Genomic DNA, 4126 nt, shown 5'->3' on the forward strand with positions numbered 1-4126 from the left:
CGGCCAGGATGTCCGCATCCTCGGCAAAGGCAATCTCCACCACCCGGCCCGGCTGCTGCGTGCCGGGGTCGTAGACGATGTGGTAGCCGCCCGCCACCCACTGCGCGTCCGGATTGGCCGCGATCAGAGCCAGGCCGCTGGCCAGAAAACCCGGCAGCCACCAGTCGTCCGCGTCCAGAAACGTCAGCCAGCGCCCGCGCGCGTGCCTGGCCGCGCAGTTGCGCGCCGGGCCCGGTCCACGCGCGCCGTCGTTGGCCACCACCCGCACCTGCGGATGGCGCTGCGCCAGCTCGGCCAGCACCGCCGGCGTGTCGTCGTCGCTGCGGTCGTCGGCGATGACGATTTCCAACTCGAAGCCGTCGGGCAGGCCAACCTGCTCCAGTACCGACGCCACCGCCTGGCCGACGTACGGAGCGGCGTTGTGGCAGGGGATGAGGACGCTCAGGTCCATAGCGGTCCCGCGGCAATGGGGTGAATTTGCGCCAACCACTTAGCTCCAGTGTCGTTTCCGGCAAGGGCAACCCTGGTTTGGTGTTGTTCCGCCGAGCAATCCAGATTTTGATGAAAGCATCCCCATACCCGGGAGGCGCCGACATAAGAAAGGCTGAACGTTGAGACCATAAACTCAAACGTTAAGATAGGGAAACGACTCGCGCAGTCTCTGCTGCAAGCTGACAACGTTGGGGCGACGGCACGAACCGATTTTTTTCTTAATGCTCTTCGCCGAATCCCACCAGCGCAAGGGAATAGGCTTGGGGTCATGGATCCCATAGACAGAATAGTAATCTCTAAACTTGAAACCGTCGCCGATCACTTTATCCGACAGCCGCACCCATGCATTCGGAATACCTAATGCATCAGCCAAAATGAGGCCATGAAGACAAGACGCAACAATGTAGCGACAATCAGACACTTCCTTAATCACGAAGTCAATGCCAGCCTGTATGTCAATTAATTTGACATTGTCGCGATTGGCAGCAATCCAAGATATTTTCTTGTTTTTATTGTCGACGAAATGCGGAATAATACCAAGCTCGGTGGATTGACGGACATTTGGGGCCAAAATATGGGCCAGCAAGCCGGGGTCTCCAAGAACAACCTCTTTGCCGAGTGCTAACCTTTTCGCCGTAAGCTCGCCACGGACCGCCCTGAAGGAAGGGCGGGACTTCAACTCAAAATTTGAATTCTTCGCTATGAAGCCCGCCCCCCAAACAATACCGCTGAACGCAGAATTACTTAAGTGCTCCAGCACGCTACCTATAGCAACAAGATCACACAATTCAAAATTACCCGTGTATTCGACATCCTGCCCAGAAAGCATCCGACATAGAACCGGTGAAAGCTGATCTCCAAAGTTGGGCTTTTTATTGTACCAATACAACCTAATCATGCGGCCAGACTCTTTCTAGGTTAGATGAAAAAATTCCACGCGATAACCCGACGACTCCCACGAGCGACCCAGAGCCCAATAAATCGCGCGGGAACGACGTGAAACACGTGAGTCGCGAACCACGCCACCTCAAGCCCAAAAAGTGAGAACCCCGTGCTGGCATATCACAAAACATGCTCTCCCCCTGTTTTGCGGCAACCAGCAATGACCCCCGCCCATTCCGCTCGCTCGTACTCCAGCGCGAAGCGCTGTTCCAGCGATTCGCGACAAAGACGGCGCGCCAGCGCGCGCAGGCTAAGCCGCAGCCAGCGCTGCCAGGCCCACAGCGGTGCGCCAGCCAGCCGATATCGACCGCGCGGCGGGTCCAGCAGGCCGCGCGTCAGGCCGTGCCGGAACACCCGCGCCAGCGCCCACTGCGGGCTGCAGTGGCTGGCCGGTACGTGGTGCCACACCAGGCCGCCGGCCACGTACACCAAGGGGCGCCCGCCGGCGAGGATGCGCTCCTGAAGACGCGTCTCCTCGCCCACACCGCCGCGCTTTCCCACAGCATCCACAGCGTCATACCAACCGGCGTCCTGTAACGCTTCATGGGTGACAGCGTGATTAGCTCCCATCAGCCACGCTTCATCCAGCGGCCGATTCCTTGGGCCGTAGTCCACTCCAACGACGGACCACGGCAGATATGGCACGAGCCAATCGAGCGGGGGCGTTTCGTATTCCGGTTGCAGGGGGCCGCCGAAAGCGCCGGCCTGCGGATAGTCAGCAAAAGCCTCTGCGTAGGCGTGCAAGGCAACCGGTTCCACGCGCACGTCGTTGTCCAGAAACAGGATCACATCGCCGTCGCAGGCGCGCGCACCGGCGTTGCGCGCCGCGGAGGATCCAAGTAAGGGCTCGTGCACGTAATGCAGCGGCAGGCGCGCGGCGAATTCCGCGCACAGGGCTTCAAGACCGGTTTGCGGGCCGTTTTCCACCACCCACACGCCGGTGAAGGACGGCGGCCACTGCGCGTCCACCAGGCTTTGCAGCGTGCGACGCAGCAGGTCCGGCCGGCCGTAGCTGGGGATCACGATGGCGGCGCGGGGGCTCATGCGCCCGCTCCGCGCGTGCCCGCCGCCGGCCAGCCGGCCCTTGCCAGCGCTCGTGCCTGTGCCAGGCGGCCGCGCGCCTCGTGCCAGCGCAGGCGCGCGTGCAGCCGCCAGCGGACATCGCCGCTCACCCGGGCACGCGCGGCGGCGTAACCGGCCTTGAGCAGGTCCGCATACAGGCTGCGCGGCACGCCCGCCAGGCGCGGGCCGGCATGCAGGCCCTGCGCCAGCTCCCGCAGCAGGGCGCCGCGCCCGTAGCGCAGCGCGCGCCCACACAGCCACAACTCGGTCATCTGCTCGGCCCGCACCAGGTGTTCCACCACCGCCTCGGGGCAATACCAACTGGCGTGGCCGGCCAAGGCCACGCGCTGGGTGAACTCCGTCTCGCTGCCCATGGCGTAGGAACCGGCGGTTGGTCCCACGTGCTCGTCGAACCGGTGTCCCGAGTCGAACACACGCCGGCGCACGGCCATGCTGGGGCCCCACACCATGCCGGGGTCGACCGGCCCCGCAGGCAGGCCGGCCGGGTGGGCCGCATAGGCGATATCCAGTGGCGCCCAGTGCAGCAGCCAGTCGGGTGGCTCGACTTCGAAGCGCGGCACGATGCGCCCGGCGAACAGGTCGAAGGCCGGGTTGTCGTCCGCCGCCGCGCGCAGGCACAGCAGCCAGTCGGGGGCCGGCAGCACGTCGTCGTCGGTCAGAATCACCAGATCGCCTTCCGCGACGGTCAGCCCCAGGTTGAGGGCTGCGTTCTTGCCTGGTCTGGGCTGGTTCAGCACGGTGAGCGGCAATCGGCCCTCGAAACCGCGCAACACGTCGGCCGTGTCGTCGGTGCTGGCGTTTTCCACCGCCACCAGCTTCCAGCCGCCGGCGGGCGCGGCGAGCCGCTCGAAAGCGGCCAGCACGCGTGGCAGGCGCCCAGCGCCGTTGCGGCTGGCGAACAGCACGGTCAGCATGAGCGGCGGCCGGTTTTCCTGCGCTCAACCATTGGCGCCGACCCGCTTCAACATCCAGCCCACCGGCAGCCGCGGGTGCACGCGCGCGAGCAACCGCGCCGCCTCGCCGGCCAGCGGATGACCCGTGAGCACCAGCCCCAGCAGCCAGCCCGGCGCGGCCGTGGCCGCCGCCAGCAGCAGCGGCAGCAGGGGCTGCGCCGGCTGCGCACCAAACGCCAGCCGGACCAGCAGCGGCCCGACCATGGCGCACGCCGTGACCAGCGCGCCGCGCACGGCCATGGCCGTCAGCACGCCCGGCAGCAACGCCCAGCCGCGCAGGGTGACGTAGCGCCACGCAAGCATGATCAGTCCCAGCCCGACGCCGGCGCGCACCAAGACTTCGAGCCCGTAGCGCGAGAAGACGACCTGGAATACCGCCACCAGCGCCGTCTGCAGGGCAATTTGCTGCAGCGCCTTGTCGATGCGCCCGGTGGCCATCAGCAGCGGATGGCTCAGCGGCAGCAGGTTGCCTATGCTGGCGCTGACGCACAGCACCGGCACCAGGGCCGCCGCCTGCCCCCACTGCGGTCCGTACAGCAGGCGGATCAGCGGCTCGGCAAACAAGGCAAGACCGGCAAAAATCGGCCAGGACACGCCCAGCATGCACTCGGCGCCGTGGCGGAAATCGGCGGCCAGGGGTTTGCCCTCCCGGTGCA

At 65.5% G+C, this 4126-nt stretch carries 4 protein-coding genes and 1 pseudogene; all 5 read right to left on the minus strand.

Annotation, left to right across the window (positions count from 1 at the left end):
- Window positions 1–451: glycosyltransferase family 2 protein (locus tag AB7P10_RS19985; RefSeq protein ID WP_428295595.1), on the minus strand; the 451-nt coding region annotated here is incomplete at its 3' end.
- Window positions 452–625: 174 nt separating this feature from the next.
- Window positions 626–1390, minus strand: a complete 765-nt coding sequence (locus AB7P10_RS19990) for a polysaccharide pyruvyl transferase family protein (protein ID WP_428295596.1) — start codon at window positions 1388–1390, stop codon at window positions 626–628.
- A gap of 164 nt (window positions 1391–1554) precedes the next feature.
- Window positions 1555–2478, minus strand: a complete 924-nt coding sequence (locus AB7P10_RS19995; protein WP_428295597.1) for a glycosyltransferase family 2 protein — start codon at window positions 2476–2478, stop codon at window positions 1555–1557.
- On the minus strand, window positions 2475–3431 hold the full coding sequence (locus AB7P10_RS20000; RefSeq protein WP_428295598.1) for a glycosyltransferase: 957 nt from the start codon (window positions 3429–3431) through the stop codon (window positions 2475–2477). The genes AB7P10_RS19995 and AB7P10_RS20000 overlap by 4 nt, the downstream gene beginning before the upstream one ends.
- A gap of 24 nt (window positions 3432–3455) precedes the next feature.
- Window positions 3456–4126 (minus strand): annotated as a pseudogene (locus AB7P10_RS20005) (hypothetical protein); the annotation flags it as partial.

Origin of the sequence: Hydrogenophaga sp., from assembly GCF_050182545.1 — a bacterium.
Taxonomy (GTDB): domain Bacteria; phylum Pseudomonadota; class Gammaproteobacteria; order Burkholderiales; family Burkholderiaceae_C; genus Hydrogenophaga.

Excerpts from the sequence above, each read along its gene's own strand:
- AB7P10_RS19995 (WP_428295597.1), bottom strand. The coding sequence starts at position 2,478 with ATGAGCCCCCGCGCCGCCATCGTGATCCCCAGCTACGGCCGGCCGGAC.
- AB7P10_RS20000 (WP_428295598.1), bottom strand. The coding sequence starts at position 3,431 with ATGCTGACCGTGCTGTTCGCCAGCCGCAACGGCGCTGGGCGCCTGCCA.
- AB7P10_RS19990 (WP_428295596.1), bottom strand. The coding sequence starts at position 1,390 with ATGATTAGGTTGTATTGGTACAATAAAAAGCCCAACTTTGGAGATCAG.